The sequence below is a fragment of the Donghicola sp. XS_ASV15 genome (assembly GCF_041224595.1).
Taxonomy (GTDB): Bacteria; Pseudomonadota; Alphaproteobacteria; order Rhodobacterales; family Rhodobacteraceae; genus Donghicola.
On sequence record NZ_JBGFGN010000135.1, the window covers coordinates 62,654 to 78,010 of the forward strand.

Below are 15,357 nucleotides of genomic sequence, written 5' to 3' on the forward strand. Positions count from 1 at the left end.
GGTTAGAAGATAAAACGCAGGGCATAGAAGGTCGCCATGCCCGCAATGATTGAGAAAATGACGTTGACCCGAAGCCCCACGACCAATGCGGCAAGAGCGGCGGTAATGCGGATGGGATCGACGGTGCCATCGGTGGCTGGGGGCCAGACCACCAGCGGCATGAAGATCGCAGGAAACACCGCGACCCCCACATACCGCAGGTGCAGGAGCGCCCATTCGGGCATCTCCTTGCCCCCGAAAATCCCCAAGAAAGAAAAGCGGATCAGGAACGTTCCCAGACCCAACAGCAGGGTCAGCACCCAGAAATCGAGTTCAGAGATCATGCGGCCCCCTTTGCTGCGCGGCGGCGCAGGTAGAGTTCCGTTTGCGCGCCACTGATCATCGCGAGGCTCGCCGCGACCATGATCCCGAGGTTCCACGGCACCCATGAAAACAGCAGGATGCTGACACCTGAGACCAGCGCCGCCACGTAGTGCGGTACAGACCGGAGCAGTGGCCCCGTCAAGGCGATGAAACAGATCGGCAAGGCGAAATCGAGGGACAGGGACGCAGGGATCGCTTGGCCCACATAGGCGCCCACAAAGCTGAACCCGTACCAAAACGGACAGATCAGCATCATGCAGCCAAAGTAATAGGCGACCTTGGCCGCGGGCGGCATATCGGGACGCTCTTCATAGGTTTTGACACAGACGGCAAAGGCCTGATCCACCATGAGATAGGCCATCAAGGCCCGAACGCTGAACCGCGCATGGCCGATATGGGGGACCAGAGCCGCCGAATACATGGCCATCCGCAGGTTCACCGCCAGCGACGTCAGCAAAGCGATAAACACCGGCGCGTTGTCCTGTAGCAGCGCCAGCGCAGTGAACTGCGCGGCCCCTGCGATGACCAGAACAGTCATGCTCATGGTCTGGAACAGGTCCAGCCCCGCGTCCCGTGCCACCACGCCAAAAAGCATGGAGTAGGGGATCACGATCAGGATAAACGGGGCACAGTCCAGATACCCGCGCCAGAACGCTTTGCGCGGCGTCAGAGCGGTCATTCCAGCGACCTTGCCCGCCAGTTCAGACGCACATAGGCCAGACCCGCAGCGGTCGACACGCAGCCCGCCTTTTGCCGCGCCACCAGTTCGGCGCTCTGGTCGGTGAGACGGTTCAGTTCCTCCATCCGGTCGCATTGGAGCAGCGCGGACAGCACGTCATATTTGGTCTCAATGCCAGCGATGGCAGACAGCTGGTCGTCGCCTCGGGCGCGGATCGTTTCCATCTGTTCGGCGATGGCGGCGTTCCAGACCTCTTGGGTCTTGGTAAAGCACAGGGCAGAGGCGGCGTGCATCTCTTCGGGCATTCCGCCGCATTCGGAGTGGGCCAGATCCACGCAGGCGCTCGGGTTGGTTTGTGCGCCGAAGGCGTCGGTCAAACAGGTGTCCACAGTCTCTATGGACATCTGGGCCATCGCAGGTACGGACAGCAGCAGACACAGGGCGGCACTCGCGCCAATGTCACGTTTCATTCAATTCCTCCCTTACGGCTCTCCCCAGCCGTTTGATTCTGGTATACCAAAATAAACTTGCGTTTGGTATACCATTTGAGTTTTCTAGAACGACCGGCGGTGAGCAACAAGATTCGCGACGCCACATGAATTTTCTGGGAGGAAACCATGTCCAACACCCGCGCGAACAAGCGGTTCCGCTCGCAAGAGTGGTTCGACAATCCCAATAATCCGGGGATGACGGCGCTGTACCTAGAGCGCTATTTGAACCAGGAATACACCCGCGAGGAATTGCAGGGCGAAAAGCCGATCATCGGCATTGCGAACACCGGTTCCGACATCGCGCCGTGCAACAAGATTCACGTGTTCCTGATGGACCGGATCAAGGCTGGCATCCGTGCGGCGGGCGGGGTTCCGATGGAATTCCCCGTGCACCCCATTCAGGAAACCGGCAAGCGCCCCACGGCGGCTTTGGACAGGAACCTGTCTTATCTGGGGCTGGTCGAGGTACTGCATGGCTATCCGCTGGATGGCGTCGTGATCACCACGGGCTGTGACAAGACCACGCCAGCGATGCTGATGGGCGCAGCCACGGCTGATTTGCCCGCGATTGCCTTGAACGGCGGTCCCATGCTGGACGGCTGGTGGAAGGGCAAGCGCGCAGGGTCGGGCACGATCGTTTGGGAAAGCCGCCGTCTGCTGTCCGAAGGCGAGATCGACTACGAAGAATTCATCAGCCGTGTGTGTTCGTCCGCGCCCTCTTTGGGCCACTGCAACACCATGGGTACGGCGTCGACGATGAACGCCATGGCCGAGGCTTTGGGCATGTCCCTGACCGGTAACTCGGCGATCCCCGCGCCCTTCCGCGAGCGGATGGAGATGGCCTATCAGACCGGCAAGCGGATCGTTGAGATGGTCTACGAGGACCTGAAGCCCTCTGACATCCTGACTCGCGAAGCCTTTGAAAACGCGATCAAAGTGAACGCTGCGATTGGCGGGTCTACCAACGCGCCGCCGCACCTGCAGGCCATTGCGCGCCATGCCGGTGTCGAGCTGGACGTCAAGGATTGGGAAACCGTCGGTTTCGAAATCCCGCTGATGGTGAACATGCAGCCCGCGGGCAAGTATTTGGGCGAAAGCTTCTTCCGTGCGGGCGGTGTTCCTGCGGTTATGGCCGAGCTGCAAAAGGCTGGCCACATCCACGAGGGCTGTATGACCGCCACGGGCAAGACCATGGGCGACAACCTGAGCGGCCTTGGCTCCGAAGACGAGGACGTGATCACCACCTATGACGCACCCTTGCGTCAGAATGCGGGTTTCAAGGTGTTGTCGGGGAACCTCTTTGATAGCGCGCTGATGAAGACCTCGGTGATCTCTGCGGACTTCCAGAAACGCTTCCTGTCCCGTCCGGGCGAAGAGGGCGTGCACGAGGCCCGTGCGATCGTGTTCGAAGGCCCCGAGGATTACCACGACCGGATCAACGATCCGTCTCTGAACATCGACGAGAAGTGCATCCTGTTCATTCGCGGCGTGGGTTGTGTGGGCTATCCCGGCAGCGCCGAGGTCGTGAACATGCAGCCGCCGGATGCCCTGTTGAAGCAGGGGATCAACCACTTGCCCACCGTGGGCGATGGCCGTCAGTCGGGCACCTCGGAGAGCCCGTCGATCCTGAACGCATCGCCTGAATCGGTTGTGGGTGGGGGATTAGCTTACTTGCGGACAGGCGACATGGTGCGCTTGGATCTGAATACCTCAACTATGGATGCTTTGGTCTCTGAAGAGGAATGGGCGCAGCGCAAGGCGGATTGGACTCCGCCCGAGATCAAGCACCAGACCCCGTGGCAAGAGATCTATCGCACTCACGTGGGGCAGTTGGACAAGGGCGGCTGTCTGGAACTGGCCACCGCCTACCACAAGGTCTGCCAAGACCTGCCGCGCGACAACCACTGACCCGAAGGGAGGGGAGGCCCGATGGCTAAGACAATCATCATTACCGGCGCCGCGCGCGGTGTGGGCAAAGCCTGTGCGCAGCATTTCTTGGACAACGGGTGGAAGGTCGGCGTCGTCGGCCGCACACCCGCCACGGTGCAGGAAATGGCAGACAGCCACGAAAATGCACTGGCCCTGCCATGTGACGTAACGAACGAGGCCGAAGTTGACGCGGCCTTTGACAAGGCGCTGGCGGAATGGGGGCGGATTGACGCCCTGTTCAACAATGCAGGCGTCGCGATGAAGGGCACGACCATCGACACTGTCGATGTGGATGCTTGGCGCGACCTGATCAACGTGAACGTGACCGGTAGCTTTATCTGCGCTCGGGCGGCTTTTGCACGGATGCGCGCTCAAGACCCCCAAGGGGGCCGGATCATCAACAATGGCTCTGTTTCGGCCTATGTGCCGCGCTGGGGGTCTGCGCCGTATTCGGCCTCGAAACACGCGATCACCGGTTTGACCCGCAGCATTTCGCTGGACGGGCGTCCGTTCAACATTGCGTGCGGGCAGATCGACATTGGCAATGCGCTGACTGATATGGCGCAGGCGATGACCCAAGGGGTGCCGCAAGCCGATGGATCGATTGCGGTGGAGCCTGTGATGGACGTGGCCCATGTCGCCAGCTCTGTCCTGCACATGGCGGAACTGCCGATCGAAGCCAACGTTCAGTTCATGACCGTGATGGCAACAAATATGCCCTATATCGGGCGCGGTTAACCCAGCGTTAACCGAAACTATGCTTCCTGTTGGGTGTTAGAACCCGGACTTACCCGCCGGCCCTTGTGGTCGGCGGCTTTTTTTATGCCGCGGCCCTAGGCGCAGAAGATGCGTCGCAAGTCTTATGAATTTCTGCGCGGGGAGGACGGGCCCCTCTGGGACCCGCCGGTTCAGCGTTTCAGACTGCGCTCGCGCTGCCAGATATAAAGACCCGAGGCGATGATGATCGCACCGCCAGCCAGCGTCCACAACGTGGGCCATGTGTTGAACACAAGGATCCCTGCAAGCGAGGCGAGGAACACCTGAATATAGACCACTGGTGCGAGTAAGGACGCATCCGCCCACCGATGCGCGATGGTGGCAATGGTGTGACCTGTCGCGCCGAAAAATCCGATCAGGCAAAAGATGATCCACGCCTGCGTCGTGTCCGGCCAGACCCAGTTTTGCAGCGCAAAGGGCAGCAGAGCAGTCATGGCGATCCCGCTCGACCAGATTTGCTGGGTGGCGTTCGCCTCGACCCCCGACAGCAGTCGGGTCATAATGAAATAGAGCGACGCGCACATCAGGCCCGCAAGGCTAAAGAACATCGCCGGGTGAAAGGCCGTGCCCCACGGTTGGATCACCACCAGAACGCCGCTGAACCCGACGCACACCGCAATGAGACGGCGCAGGCCGACCTTTTCCCCAAGGATCGGGATCGCCAGAATGCTGGTCACGATCGGACCGGCAAAAAAGATCGTCGTCGTGATGGTGATCGGCAAGTGTTTCAGCGCCATGAAGTTCATGACAGTGGACCCCAGCAAAAACAGGCTGCGCAGCAGCTGTTTCACAGGGGCGTTCGACACCAGTGCCGCGCGCCCTTCGCGTGGGACGTAGAAGGCAAGTGCCAGAATGAAATGACCGAAATAACGGGCAAAGACCACCTGAAGCGTGGGCAATCCGAACAGGATCAACCACTTGGCCGAGGTGTCGATGCAGGTAAAGAACCCCACGGCCAGGCACATGAGCAAGAGCCCAGCTCCTGTGCGGTCCTCTCTTGGGATCGAGGTCCCCATGTGGGGGGACTCCTTTAGCCGGCCGCCCAACCGCCGTCGATGATGTGGGCCTGCCCAGTGGTAAAGCTGCTTTCGTCCGAGCCAAGATAGACAACCAGATGCGCAATCTCGTCTGCGGTGCCGATGCGGCCCATGGGCTGACGGGCCTCGAACGCGGCGCGGGCTTCTTCGTAGTTGCCCATGGCGCGCAGGCGGTCATGCAGCGACGGGCTGTCCACGGTGCCCGGGCAGATGCAGTTCACGCGGATGCCTTGTTTCACATAGTCCACGGCCACGGATTTGGTCAGGCCAATCACGGCGGCCTTGGATGCGCCGTAGATGCAGCGATTGGGGGCGGCGATCAGGCTGCTCGCCACCGAGGCGATGTTGACGATCGACCCACCGCCCCGTTCGAGCATGCCGGGCAGGGCAGCCTGCATCGCGTGGAACTGGGATTTCACGTTCAGTGTAAAGGCAAAGTCGAACTCGTCGTCGTTTGCTTCCAAGATTGTGCCGCCGTGCACGAACCCCGCACAGTTCACCAAGATATCGGGCTGCGCGTCCTGAATGGCGGCGGTCAGGACGGCCTTGTCGGTGACATCCAGCGCCATGGTTTTCTCGACGTTCAGCCCGTCCAGCAGCTCTGCCTTCAGGTCGGTGGCGGTGACAATGGCGCCCTCGCGGGCGTAGTGTTCCGCGACGGCGCGGCCGATGCCTTGGCCCGCTGCGGTGATAAAGGCGCGTTTTCCTTCTAGCCTCATTTCAATTCTCCAATCTATCGGTTTCGGGGCGGGGTCAGGCCCCGCGAAAATCATCGGGTACCTCGCCGCTTTTGACGGGGCGTCCGTCGCGGCCCGACAGGACCGCAGCGAGGGTCAGCTCTAGCGCCGCTGCGCCATCGGCCAACGTGCACAGGATATCATCTTGGCCGCCCGCGACGACGTCCGCGAACCTGTCAATCTGGGCCAGCAAAGGGTCAATCTTGTCAGATACTTGCGGGGCGTGGCGGGTCAGGGGCTTGGACCACTCGATCTCTCCTCCGTCGCTTCGGCCCCAGCGGGTGAGCGAGGGGAAGGCCAGCGCGCCTTGGGTGCCGATGATGCGTAGGTAATCCTCACCCGAGGCGGCGATGGCGGGGTTTTCGGCAGTGGCCGCTTCGAACGCCCAAGGTGACGCGCCGGCGTCGGACATCAGAACGGAGCCAAGCGCGCCATTGGCGAACCGCAGGGACAGCGCGGCGGTGTCTTCGATCACCATGCCGCGTCGCGCGTTGGAGGTCAGGGCAGAGACTTCGTCAATCTCGCCGATCAAGAAGCGCAGAAGGTCGAGTTCGTGGCTGACATTGGTCATCAGAACCCCTGCGCCGGGCTGCGTGCGCCACGGGGTGTCGTAGTAGGTGTCGTGCTTGCGCAGCGACCACAGGGTTTGCACCCCGACCAGATCGCCGATCAGCTGCAGGGCTTCTCGGGCTGCGATGCTAAAGGGGTGACAGCGGCGATGATGCCCACAAAACAAGGGCTTGTCGCCTGCCACTTCGGTCAATGCTTTGGCTTCGCCCACCGTGGCGGTCAGAGGTTTTTCGATGATGCCTGCCCATCCGCGATCCAGAATTTGCAAGGCACTGTCGTGATGCAGCTGCGTCGGCGTGGCCGAGATGGCGGCGCGGGTGGCAGCAGGGGCATCCTCAATCGCTGCGACAGCGGTGAAGCCAATTTGGGCCAGTTCTGCGCGGCGCGCATCAGAAGGCTCAACGATGCAGGTCAGATCGACTTTATCCGACGTTTGCGCCACTTCGACGTGACGCATGCCGATCGAGCCTCCACCTATGATGCAAAGTGGTAAACGGGCCATTACATCACCGCGCCAACCTGCCATGGGACGAATTCGTAGTCCCCAAGGCCCAGTTTTTCCGACTTTGTTTGCTCGCCCGAGGCCATGCGGAGCCACATTTCGTAAATTTCGCGGCCCACTTCCTCGACGGTTTTGCCGTCGGAAATGATCGTTCCCGCGTTCACATCCATGTCCTCGTGCAGGCGGTTATACATCTCGGTATTCGTCGCGACCTTCATCGAGGGCGAAGGTTTCGCGCCGAAGGCGGATCCGCGGCCCGTGGTAAAACACACGAGATTACAGCCACTTGCGATCTGTCCGGTCACGGATGCGGGGTCGTAGCCGGGGCTGTCCATAAAGGTGAAACCCTTGGCCGTGACGGGTTCTGCGTACTTGTAGACACCGGTCAACGGGGTGGTGCCGCCCTTGGCTGCGGCGCCGAGGGACTTCTCGAGGATCGTGGTTAATCCGCCTTTTTTGTTGCCGGGGCTGGGATTGTTGTCCATGGAGCCGCCGTTGCGGTCTGTGTAGCCCTCCCACCATTTGATCAGATCGATCAGCTTGTCGCCGATAGCGCGATCAGCGGCGCGGGCGGTCAGTAGGTGTTCTGCCCCATAGATTTCTGGAGTTTCGGCCAGAACGCCGGTGCCGCCTTGGGCCACCAGAAGGTCACAGGCGTAACCGACGGCGGGGTTCGCGGTGATGCCGGACCACGCGTCGGATCCGCCGCATTGCAGGGCGACCATCAGCTCGGACGCAGGGCATTCTGTGCGCGTGGCTTTGTTCACTTCGGGCAGCATGGCGGTAATTTGTTCGATGCCAATCTCAACCGTTTTGCGCAGGCCGCCGTGGTCCTGAATGTTCATGGTCTGGAACAGAGGGCCGGGGGTCAGACCGTAGGCTTCGATCAGCCAGTCGATCTGCATCATCTCGCAGCCCAGACCCGCCATGAGCACGCCGCCCACATTCGGGTTTTTCGCATAACCCCAAAGAGTTCTCTGCAATAGCTCGAAGCCGGTGCCATCCCCACCCATGGCGCATCCGGTGCCGTGGACAAAGGCCACAACGCCATCAACATTGGGATAATCGGCCATGACGTCGGGGGTGAAGTGTTGGGCGATCATACGGGCCGCTGTGGCCGAGCAGTTCACCGACGTCAGGACCGCAATATAGTTGCGGGTGCCAACGCGCCCCGAGGGGCGACGATAGCCCATAAAGCTGTCCTGCTGGGGCGCGGGGGCGACAGGGCGCAGGTTGGTCGAGAATTCGTAGTCCGTGTCCACGTTGCGGAATTCAAGGTTGTGGGTGTGGACGTGTTGCCCCGCCTGAATGTCGGTGGCCGCGTAGCCAATGAGCTGCGCGTATTTCAAAACAGGGGCGCCCGCGGGAATATCACATGTGGCCATTTTATGCCCGCGCGGGATCAACTGCGTCGCGCCATCTTCGCCGATTTCGAGGGGGGATTTGGCGGTCACAACGTTGTCGGCTTCGGACAGACGGACGGTTTTCATGGTTAATTCCTTGACCTTCACAGCGCCGAAACGGCGCGAAAATCGGGGTATGGCTGGCGTCTGGTTCACGTATGGCAAACGTCATGACGTTGCGCCGGTGCTTGCTTTGGGGTCCGGGGCGGCGTCGTGCGTCGGGCCGGACGAAAATCTGGGGGATCATACCCGATCCCGAGGGGGTAGGGACCGGGGCGGCAGCATGTCCGCCCCGGCCGGGTTTCAAAGACCTCTTCCTAGAGGAACAAAGTCACGATCGGGGGCCAAATCAGGAGGACCGACAGCGCAATAAGCTGGATCGCGATGAAAGGAAGGAAGCCTTTGAAGATGTCGGTCAGCGAGATGTGCGCCGGTGCGACGGACTTCAGGTAGAAGGCCGCAGGACCAAAGGGCGGCGACAGGAAGCTCACCTGCATGTTCATACAGAACACAACACCGAACCAGATCGCGACGTGGCGGGCCTCGAGGTGGCCAAGGACGCCGATCTCTTCGACCGGAAGGCGCAGCACGATGGGCAGGAACACGGGCATGATCAACAGAACGATACCAACCCAGTCCATGAACATTCCCATGATCAGGAAGATGAACATCATCACCAGAATAACACCCATGGTCGGCAGGTCAGAGCCCACGATCATGTTCGCCACATAGGTCGGACCACCTGCCAGCGTGTAGGCTGCTGCCAGTGCGGCCGCACCGATGGTCACCCAGATGATGGTGCCGGTCGACTTCAGGGTCCGCATCAGGCTGTCCCACACGATGTCAAAGGTCATCTCGCGGCGGACAAGGCCGATGACGAACACGGCAACCACACCCATGCCAGCGGCTTCGGTGATGCCGGTGATGCCACCGTAGATCGAACCCAGAACCACGCCGATCACGATGATCGGGGCCACCAGACCTTTGGACATGTCCCAGCCAGCCTTGGAGCGGTCTTTGCCAACCAAGAGGTAGACAACCAGCGCCGACAGGACAAAGGCCGCGATCAGGTAGGGCAGGTCCGATACCATCCCGAGGAAGATCGGCTCGACCCCTTCGGTTACGGCGTTGTCGCCGGTGACGGTGAAGAACAGGTTGCGGGCGATCAGCACACCGGTGATCCACATGGACAGACGACCCAAGAAGCCAAGGAACATCAGGCCCTTTTCTTTGCCTTTGGGATCGGTGGGATCTTCGGGCGGCAGGGGAGCCATCTCGGGGTTCATGATGCTACGGAACAGGATGTAGATCATGAAGAACGAGGCCAGCATGAAACCGGGCAGGAAGGACGCGGTGAACAGCGCCTTGATCGAGGTTTCGGTGACCAGACCGTAGAAGATCAGAACGATCGACGGCGGGATCATGGTGCCGAGCGAGCCCGACGCACAGATGGTGCCGATCGCGAGGTTCTGATTGTAGCCCAGACGCAGCATCTGGGGCAGGGCGATCAGACCAAGCAGAACGACTTCGCCGCCGATGATGCCAGACATGGCCGCCATGATCACCGCCATCAGCGAGGTCACAAGGGCAATACCGCCACGGGTGCGCGACAATAGCTGGTTCAGGGCCGAGTACATGTCCTTGGCGATGCCGGATCGCTCTAGGAGCGCGGCCATAAAGATGAACAGCGGGACCGAGATTAGGACGTAGTTCGTCATCTGGCGGTAGACCGCCTGCCCGAGGACCGAGAACGGTCCGCGGCCAAAGGTGTTGAACAGGATGTCGACGTCGAATTTGAGGACCAGCGTCACCACCGCAAGGAAGGCGGACGCAAAGCCCAGCGGCATGCCGATCGCCAGCAAGGCAAACATGCCAAGCAGCAGGATCATGCTGAGGGTACCGATATCAACCATAACTTATTTGTCCTCCAGCGTACGACGCAGGGTTTCGATTTCGTGCTCGTCGATATCGTCGTGGCCGTGGTGTTCGGGGGCTTTGTTCCAGTCGGCGATCAGGTTGGATACGGCCTGAACTGCCACAAGAACGATGATGATCAGGATCGCGGGTTTCACGGTGCCCGGAAGGGGCGGATCCCACGCGGTGCCAAAGGTCTCCATCCGCAGCATCCGGGTCCAGGCGTCGTTAAAGCCGCCCCAGACGAGGGTGAAGGTAAAGAGCAGGATCAAGAGGACAGAGATCACGTCCGCGGTTTTCTGGAACGCGCGGGGCATCATGTCGTAGATCACATAGATGCGGATGTGGCTGCGCTGCTGCATCGAATAGAGGCCCGCCAAGAGGAAGATGAACGATGCGATCCACAGGGACAGCTCGTTCGCCCACAGGGTCGGGCGGTTGAAGGCGTAGCGCGAGACCACTTCGTAGAACATGACGATCACGACAAAGGCGATCGAGATCATGGCCAAACGCGAGGCCACAAGCGAAATGTAGTCAAAAAAGCCGCTGGGGCGCTCTTCGATCGGTCCGATGGTGTCGGACAGGTAGATCGAGGCAAAGAGCAACGCTCCGGCCAGCGAAAAGAGCATCAGCATCGCAAGAGGACGGCCCGCGGGGCGGATCATCTCGTACATGCCGATAGGCTCGGCAGAAACAAACTGGCTGACGATCAGGATGACAAAAGTGAGGAGGGCGAGGCCGGTAAAGCCGATCATCCCCAGTCGCACTGGTCCCCTGAGACCCCCGAGCCAAACGCTCTGGTTCTCCATTGTTGAAAACTCCTTGCCTGAATCCCGTTTCAGTTGCGAGCGGGTGGAAAAAAGGCGGGCCATATGGAATAGGCCCGCCCGATTGTCAGGCTATGTTCACGTTACGTGATTATTCGGCGATCAGGCCGAGCGAGCCGAGGTACTCGCGGTGGCTTGCCACCAGCGCTGCAGCCTCGGGGGTCTTTGCTGCCCAACCGTCCCATGCGGTCTGAGCAGCCTTGCGGAAGTCCGCGCGGTCCTCAGCCGACCAGTCGTGCAGGGTCACACCGTTTGCAGCCAGTTCAGCTGCGGCTTCGGCGTTCTTCTTTTCATTCGACAGAGCGGTGTGCAGGGTCAGTTTCTGCATCGCGGTGTCGATGATGCGGCGGTGCTGCTCGCTCAGGCCGTCCCAGACGTCTTTGTTACACGCCAGGTGGTCCGACGGCATCGAGTGGAAGCCGGGGTAGGTGGCGTGCTTCACGATGTCATAGAGACCCAGACCAACGTTGTTGTAGATGCCCGAGGCGTCTGCACCGTCGATGATGCCGGTTTCCAGCGCGGTAAAGATTTCAGTGAAGTCCATCACGATGGGCGACGCGCCCATTTCGGTGAAGATTTCGGTTTCCAGACCCGGGGGCGAACGGAACTTCCAGCCCTTTAGGTCTTCGGGGCCCGCGATGGGCTTGGACGAGGACAGCGATTCCTGACCATAGAGCCACCAGCCGATCAGCTGCATGCCGTTCGCGTTGTACAGTTCCTGAGCCGCGTCATAACCGCCGCCGTAGTACAGCCACGAAATCTGCTGCCATGGGGTGTCGTAGCCGCCCATGATGTCGCCAACGAACTGGAACGCAGGGTTCTTACCGGTCTGGTAAGCACCACCGGTCATGTCGCAGTCGAGGATGCCGTTGACGGCCGCGTCCCATGTCTCGGTGGTCGCAACGACCGACGAGCTGTAGAACATTTCGATCGAGATCTCGCCGCCCGACATGGTCTGCACGTCGTCGATGAACTGGGCTGCCAGCTTACCCGAGGGGTGCTCGGTCGCGTAGTGTGTCTGGATGCGCAGGGTTACGTCCTGAGCCGAAGCTGCGGTTGCCGCAATTGCGGTCAGGGCAGCGGATGCAAGAAGCTTGCTGATTTTCATATTTATATGTCCTCCCTAGGCGGCCTCCTCTTGCCGCCTTTCTTTCGTTTGGTCGGCTCCACCCGACCAGCGAACAGATGGTATACCATCCTGAATCGACGCTACTCAAAGCGATCTTCACTTTCAATCATTTTTGGTATACCAAATTCAAAAAAATGATCTAATGTGGTTACAGCCCTAAGAATAGGTCTAGTAAGAGTCTGAATAATAAGGGTTTTAAGGCGGGGATGGCTGAGGAAACTTTACCGGAACAGATCGCGCGTCAGCTGCGTCGCGATATTCTAAGGGGTAAATTGCCCCCCGGAACGACGATCAAAGAGCGTGATAACGCGGCGGAACTCGGGGTCAGCCGGACCCCCATGCGAGAGGCGATCCGCATTCTGGCCCAAGAGGGTCTAGTGATCTTGCGTCCGGCGCGCAGTCCTATCGTCGCGCAGCCCTCGATCAAGGAAATTTCCGATCAGGTCGAGGTTCTGATTGCCCTTGAGAAACTGTCACTGGAACTGGCCTGTAAGAATGCCACCGATGCCGAGATTGAGGATCTGGCCGTAACCCTTGATTATATGGACAAGAATTTCGAAAGCTCGGATCCCTTGGACATGTTCGAGGTCGATATGGGCTTTCACCATGCACTGGCGGCAATGTCCCATAACGATGTCATCGCCGAACTGCACCAGACCTTGCTAGAGCGGCTTTGGCGGGCCCGCTACATGGCTGCGCGCCGCCGCCGTAACCGCGAGCGGGTGATCGTGCAGCACGGTGCCATCGTGGAAGCGCTGCGTGCCCGTGACCGCGCATCGGCGCTGGTCGCGATTGAGGCTCATTTGGGCCATTTGGACAGAGATATTCGGAACGTCCTTGAGCAAGAAGCCGAGGCCGCTCTGATCATCAAATGATTTGGAGGAGAAATCAATGAAACTTCTACGTTTTGGCCCCGTAGGTCAGGAAAAGCCCGGCATTATGGACGCCGACGGCAATGTACGTGACCTGTCGGGCAAGTGCCCCGATTTCGCGGGTGCGGGCGTGTCGCTGGAGGCGCTGGACGCCATCCGTGCCATCGACGTGACCAGCCTGCCTGTGGTGGCAGAGCCCGGCCGGATCGGATCCTGCGTGGCCTCTGTCCCGAACTTTTTCTGCATCGGTCTGAACTATGCCAAGCACGCCGCTGAAACCGGCGCGGAGCCGCCCAAGGAGCCGATCATCTTTAACAAAGCGACCTCGGCGCTGTCCGGCCCGTTTGATGACGTTGTGATTCCCAAGGGATCGGTGAAGTCGGACTGGGAGGTCGAGCTGGGTGTCGTGATCGGCAGAGAGGCCAGCTATGTGTCCGAGGAGGACGCGCTGTCCTACGTGGCGGGCTATTGCGTGATCAACGACATGTCCGAGCGTGAGTTCCAGATCGAAAAGGGTGGTCAGTGGATCAAGGGCAAATCGGCGCCTACATTCGGCCCGACCGGTCCCTATCTGGTGACGGCGGACGAAGTGGGGGATCCCCAGACCCTGGCGCTGTCCTTGGATCTGAACGGCGAGACTGTGCAGGATTCGAACACCGACGACATGATCTTTAGTGTCAAAGAGATCGTCAGCTACATGAGCCAGTTCATGAAGCTGCAGCCCGGCGACATCATCGCGACCGGTACGCCGTCGGGTGTGGGCATGGGCATGAAGCCCCAGCGCTTCCTCAAGGCCGGTGACAAGATGACTGTGCGGATCCAGGGCTTGGGCGAGCAAGAGCAGACGGCTGTCGCCTACGAATAAGCGTTCCGGTTTGGGAACGGGTGAGGGCGTCCTGCGGGGCGCCCTTATTTGTTTGTGGGGCGCGTGGCCCGCGTTGGTGCGGTGGGTATTTTTGCCAAGAAAGAGGGCTAAGGTTTGGTGCCGAGGTCTTGGTAAAAGCGCAGGAGGTAGCCGTCGGGGAGGGCCGCGATGAATTGGCGGTTGCCTTCGTGGCCCGCGGGGGTGCGGTACCATTTGTCCTCGAGCGGGAGGGGGATGGGCAGGTTGGCGGATTGGGCGGCGGCGTAGAGCAATTGCGCGTCGGTGACGCGGATTTGCAGGTTCAGGCCGCGACCGAGAGGTGGGCGCAGGTCGCTGTCAAAATCGCGGCCCATGCGGATCTGGTCGATCATCAGGTCTGCGCCCTGTCGCGTGAGATAGGCGAAGCCTTCGTCGGGGCGCGCGTATTTCGTGGTAAAGCCGAGGGTGTGCAGGACGGCTTGGGTCGCGCGCCAGTCCGTGACCGAAAGCTCGGGGACCAGCGCGGAGGTCATGTGGCCCAACGCAACAGGTAAATGTCCATGCACCAGCCGTGGGCGGCGCGGGCGGCGGCGCGGGTGGCGATGATGTCTGCTTGGACCTTAGCTAGTGGGCCGGAGCGGCGGATTTCGTTTTCCATCCCTGCGTAGGCGGTCCAGTAGATGTGGATGCCCGTGGGGTCGAGGTGCTGGAACGAGCAAGCGCCGTCTAGCATGACCACGGCCGTATCCGAGCCTGCAGGAAAGCCGTTATCGCGAATCTGTCGGCCGGTGGTGATGGTCACGGGGCCGTTGATTTCATTGAGCGGGATGGCGTGGCCCGCCGTTAGGGTCTGGATCGAGGTGATGCCGGGGATGACCTCGACCGTGATTTCGGTGGTTTTGGTCAGGCGGTCGGCGATGCGCAGGGTCGAATCATAGAGGCTCGGGTCCCCCCAGACAAGGAAACCGACGGTGCCTCCCTGCGGCAGGGTCGCTTGCATGGTGTGCAGCCAGATCTCGGCGATGGCGTCGTGCCAGTCGTTCACCTTTTGCCCGTAATCGCTGGTGGTTTCGTCGCGGATGGGCAGGGCGAAATCGGCGATTTTGGGCTGGGTCGTCAGGATTCGGGTGCAGATTTCATGGCGCAGGCCCGCCAGATCATCTTTGCCCGCGCCCTTTGTCGGGATCAGGATCGCGTCGACGTTGTTCAGGGCGTCGATCGCTTGGAGCGTCAGGTGCTTGGGGTTGCCTGTGCCGATGCCGACGAGTTTCAGGTGGTACATC

16 protein-coding genes are annotated in these 15,357 nt (G+C 60.5%); 4 read left to right on the top strand and 12 right to left on the bottom strand.

The annotated features are described in order from the left end of the window. Positions 1–2: 2 nt before the first annotated feature. From AB9K37_RS11080 to AB9K37_RS11090, 3 genes are read right to left on the bottom strand one after another with little or no spacing between them, the layout of a single operon-like run. Positions 3–323: an AzlD domain-containing protein gene (locus AB9K37_RS11080; protein WP_369838450.1), complete on the bottom strand. Its 321-nt coding sequence runs from the start codon at positions 321–323 to the stop codon at positions 3–5. Beyond that, on the bottom strand, positions 320–1,042 hold the full coding sequence (locus AB9K37_RS11085) for an AzlC family ABC transporter permease (protein WP_369838453.1): 723 nt from the start codon (positions 1,040–1,042) through the stop codon (positions 320–322). Before AB9K37_RS11085 ends, AB9K37_RS11080 begins: the two co-directional genes overlap by 4 nt. Further along, on the bottom strand, positions 1,039–1,512 hold the full coding sequence (locus AB9K37_RS11090; protein ID WP_369838456.1) for a hypothetical protein: 474 nt from the start codon (positions 1,510–1,512) through the stop codon (positions 1,039–1,041). The genes AB9K37_RS11085 and AB9K37_RS11090 overlap by 4 nt, the downstream gene beginning before the upstream one ends. Positions 1,513–1,659: 147 nt before the next feature. Here AB9K37_RS11090 and AB9K37_RS11095 point away from each other — a divergent pair, with 147 nt between their 5' ends. Together AB9K37_RS11095 and AB9K37_RS11100 are read left to right on the top strand one after the other, a co-directional pair. Continuing rightward, positions 1,660–3,441 carry an IlvD/Edd family dehydratase gene (locus AB9K37_RS11095; protein WP_369838459.1) on the top strand — a complete coding sequence of 594 codons (1,782 nt, stop codon included), beginning with the start codon at positions 1,660–1,662 and terminating at the stop codon, positions 3,439–3,441. A gap of 21 nt (positions 3,442–3,462) precedes the next feature. Then, a complete protein-coding gene (locus AB9K37_RS11100) occupies positions 3,463–4,200 on the top strand; it encodes an SDR family oxidoreductase (protein ID WP_369838461.1) in 738 nt (245 codons plus the stop codon). A gap of 170 nt (positions 4,201–4,370) precedes the next feature. Here the strand turns inward: AB9K37_RS11100 and AB9K37_RS11105 are convergent, their stop codons facing one another. The 7 genes from AB9K37_RS11105 to AB9K37_RS11135 all read right to left on the bottom strand — a co-directional run bounded on the left by AB9K37_RS11105 (position 4,371) and on the right by AB9K37_RS11135 (position 12,337). Further along, complete coding sequence (locus AB9K37_RS11105; protein ID WP_072706245.1) at positions 4,371–5,255, bottom strand: DMT family transporter; 885 nt, start codon at positions 5,253–5,255, stop codon at positions 4,371–4,373. A gap of 14 nt (positions 5,256–5,269) precedes the next feature. Then, positions 5,270–5,995 (bottom strand): SDR family oxidoreductase, encoded by a 726-nt coding sequence (locus AB9K37_RS11110; protein WP_369838466.1) that lies wholly within the window; start codon positions 5,993–5,995, stop codon positions 5,270–5,272. A gap of 34 nt (positions 5,996–6,029) precedes the next feature. Next, the gene (locus AB9K37_RS11115) at positions 6,030–7,085 is read right to left on the bottom strand and encodes a Gfo/Idh/MocA family protein (RefSeq protein ID WP_369838469.1); all 1,056 of its coding nucleotides are present in this window, start codon (positions 7,083–7,085) and stop codon (positions 6,030–6,032) included. After that, positions 7,085–8,575, bottom strand: a complete 1,491-nt coding sequence (locus AB9K37_RS11120; protein ID WP_369838472.1) for a UxaA family hydrolase — start codon at positions 8,573–8,575, stop codon at positions 7,085–7,087. The genes AB9K37_RS11115 and AB9K37_RS11120 overlap by 1 nt, the downstream gene beginning before the upstream one ends. Positions 8,576–8,805: 230 nt before the next feature. After that, positions 8,806–10,401, bottom strand: a complete 1,596-nt coding sequence (locus AB9K37_RS11125; protein WP_369838475.1) for a TRAP transporter large permease subunit — start codon at positions 10,399–10,401, stop codon at positions 8,806–8,808. 3 nt (positions 10,402–10,404) lie between these two features. Beyond that, complete coding sequence (locus tag AB9K37_RS11130) at positions 10,405–11,211, bottom strand: TRAP transporter small permease subunit (RefSeq protein WP_369838478.1); 807 nt, start codon at positions 11,209–11,211, stop codon at positions 10,405–10,407. Positions 11,212–11,320: 109 nt separating this feature from the next. Further along, positions 11,321–12,337, bottom strand: a complete 1,017-nt coding sequence (locus AB9K37_RS11135) for a TRAP transporter substrate-binding protein (RefSeq protein WP_369838481.1) — start codon at positions 12,335–12,337, stop codon at positions 11,321–11,323. A gap of 227 nt (positions 12,338–12,564) precedes the next feature. On the opposite strand from AB9K37_RS11135, the gene AB9K37_RS11140 reads away from it, so the two are divergent. Both AB9K37_RS11140 and AB9K37_RS11145 read left to right on the top strand, forming a co-directional pair. Next, positions 12,565–13,233: a GntR family transcriptional regulator gene (locus AB9K37_RS11140; protein ID WP_369838484.1), complete on the top strand. Its 669-nt coding sequence runs from the start codon at positions 12,565–12,567 to the stop codon at positions 13,231–13,233. Positions 13,234–13,249: 16 nt separating this feature from the next. After that, positions 13,250–14,095, top strand: a complete 846-nt coding sequence (locus AB9K37_RS11145; protein WP_369838487.1) for a fumarylacetoacetate hydrolase family protein — start codon at positions 13,250–13,252, stop codon at positions 14,093–14,095. A gap of 107 nt (positions 14,096–14,202) precedes the next feature. On the opposite strand, the gene AB9K37_RS11150 is transcribed toward AB9K37_RS11145, so the two are convergent. Both AB9K37_RS11150 and cobF read right to left on the bottom strand, forming a co-directional pair. After that, positions 14,203–14,607 carry a bleomycin resistance protein gene (locus AB9K37_RS11150; protein ID WP_369838490.1) on the bottom strand — a complete coding sequence of 135 codons (405 nt, stop codon included), beginning with the start codon at positions 14,605–14,607 and terminating at the stop codon, positions 14,203–14,205. After that, complete coding sequence (gene cobF, locus AB9K37_RS11155) at positions 14,604–15,356, bottom strand: precorrin-6A synthase (deacetylating) (RefSeq protein WP_369838494.1); 753 nt, start codon at positions 15,354–15,356, stop codon at positions 14,604–14,606. The genes AB9K37_RS11150 and cobF overlap by 4 nt, the downstream gene beginning before the upstream one ends. Between the last annotated feature and the right edge of the window lies 1 nt (position 15,357).

Coding starts and splice junctions, on each gene's coding strand:
- AB9K37_RS11125 (WP_369838475.1), bottom strand. CDS start 10,401: ATGGTTGATATCGGTACCCTCAGCATGATCCTGCTGCTTGGCATGTTT.
- AB9K37_RS11105 (WP_072706245.1), bottom strand. CDS start 5,255: ATGGGGACCTCGATCCCAAGAGAGGACCGCACAGGAGCTGGGCTCTTG.
- AB9K37_RS11080 (WP_369838450.1), bottom strand. CDS start 323: ATGATCTCTGAACTCGATTTCTGGGTGCTGACCCTGCTGTTGGGTCTG.
- AB9K37_RS11145 (WP_369838487.1), top strand. CDS start 13,250: ATGAAACTTCTACGTTTTGGCCCCGTAGGTCAGGAAAAGCCCGGCATT.
- AB9K37_RS11115 (WP_369838469.1), bottom strand. CDS start 7,085: ATGGCCCGTTTACCACTTTGCATCATAGGTGGAGGCTCGATCGGCATG.
- AB9K37_RS11140 (WP_369838484.1), top strand. CDS start 12,565: ATGGCTGAGGAAACTTTACCGGAACAGATCGCGCGTCAGCTGCGTCGC.
- AB9K37_RS11095 (WP_369838459.1), top strand. CDS start 1,660: ATGTCCAACACCCGCGCGAACAAGCGGTTCCGCTCGCAAGAGTGGTTC.
- AB9K37_RS11150 (WP_369838490.1), bottom strand. CDS start 14,607: ATGACCTCCGCGCTGGTCCCCGAGCTTTCGGTCACGGACTGGCGCGCG.
- AB9K37_RS11090 (WP_369838456.1), bottom strand. CDS start 1,512: ATGAAACGTGACATTGGCGCGAGTGCCGCCCTGTGTCTGCTGCTGTCC.
- AB9K37_RS11110 (WP_369838466.1), bottom strand. CDS start 5,995: ATGAGGCTAGAAGGAAAACGCGCCTTTATCACCGCAGCGGGCCAAGGC.
- AB9K37_RS11135 (WP_369838481.1), bottom strand. CDS start 12,337: ATGAAAATCAGCAAGCTTCTTGCATCCGCTGCCCTGACCGCAATTGCG.
- AB9K37_RS11085 (WP_369838453.1), bottom strand. CDS start 1,042: ATGACCGCTCTGACGCCGCGCAAAGCGTTCTGGCGCGGGTATCTGGAC.
- AB9K37_RS11120 (WP_369838472.1), bottom strand. CDS start 8,575: ATGAAAACCGTCCGTCTGTCCGAAGCCGACAACGTTGTGACCGCCAAA.
- cobF (WP_369838494.1), bottom strand. CDS start 15,356: ATGTACCACCTGAAACTCGTCGGCATCGGCACAGGCAACCCCAAGCAC.
- AB9K37_RS11130 (WP_369838478.1), bottom strand. CDS start 11,211: ATGGAGAACCAGAGCGTTTGGCTCGGGGGTCTCAGGGGACCAGTGCGA.
- AB9K37_RS11100 (WP_369838461.1), top strand. CDS start 3,463: ATGGCTAAGACAATCATCATTACCGGCGCCGCGCGCGGTGTGGGCAAA.